A 1,187-nucleotide genomic window follows, 5' to 3' on the forward strand; every position below is an offset into this window, starting at 1 on the left:
GCGGTCACCCACGGCGGTCTGGCGAATTACGTCGTGTGGGCGGGCGGGGCGTACGGGATGCAGGACGGTGGCGGGGCGCCGTTGCATTCTTCGCTGGCGTTCGACCTCACGGTGACGAGTGTGCTGGTGCCGCTGGTGTCGGGCTCCGCGGTCGTGGTGAGCCGGCAGGGCGGGGCGGAGGGGCTTGCGTCCCTGGTCGGCGCCGGTGGTGGTTTCGGGCTGATGAAGCTGGTACCGGCCCATCTGCCGCTGCTGACCGAGCTGGTGGCGGACGGCCGGCTTGCGGGCGCGGCGCGCAGGGTGATCGTCGGTGGCGAGGCGCTGACCGGTACCGCCGTGCGGTCCTGGTTGGAGCGGGCGCCTGGTTCGGTGGTCGTCAACGAGTACGGTCCGACCGAGACGGTGGTCGGGTGCACCGTTTTCGAGGTGCGGGCGGGGCAGGATGTCGGTGAGTCGGTGCCGATCGGCAGGCCGATCGCCAACACCCGGGTCTATGTGCTCGACGGGATGCTGCAGCCTGTGGTTCCCGGGGTCGCCGGTGAGCTGTATGTGTCCGGGGTGCAGGTGGCCCGGGGTTATGTGCGGCGGCCGGGTCTGACGAGTGAGCGTTTCGTGGCCTGTCCGTTCGAGCCCGGTGTCCGGATGTACCGGACCGGGGACCAGGTGCGGTGGACCGCCGAGGGGCAGCTGGAGTATCTGGGCCGGGCGGATGAGCAGGTGAAGGTCCGGGGCTTCCGGATCGAGCCGGGAGAGGTCGAGGCGGCCCTGCTGGCCCATCCGTCGGTGGGCGGGGCCGCGGTCGTGGCCCGCGAGGACACCCCGGGCGACGCCCGCCTCGTGGCCTACGTGGTGGCGCTCGAGGGGGAGGGCTCGTCAGGTGGGGAACTCTCCGTTATTCTGCGGAAGTTCGCTGCTCAGCGACTGCCTGAGCACATGGTGCCCTCAGCCGTCGTCCCGCTGGAGCGGCTGCCGTTGACAGCGAACGGCAAGCTCGACCGCAGGGCGCTGCCCGCACCGGAATACGCCGGGTCGGCGGGCGTCGGCCGGGAACCGTCGACGCCGCAGGAGCGGGCGCTGTGCGAGGCGTTCGCCCACGTGCTCGGCATCGACGAAGTAGGCGTGGACGACGACTTCTTCGAACTCGGCGGCCACTCCCTCCTTGCAGTCCGCCTCGTGAGCCGGGTGCG

General features: G+C 71.3%; 1 protein-coding gene. It reads left to right on the forward strand.

Translation table 11 applies throughout. The annotated features are described in order from the left end of the window. Nucleotides 1–1,187 (forward strand): non-ribosomal peptide synthetase (locus tag ABZZ20_RS36880; protein ID WP_356877440.1); only part of this gene is annotated, 1,187 nt, incomplete at both ends.

Origin of the sequence: Streptomyces sp. NPDC006430 (assembly GCF_040612395.1) — a bacterium.
Classification (GTDB): Bacteria; Actinomycetota; Actinomycetes; order Streptomycetales; family Streptomycetaceae; genus Streptomyces.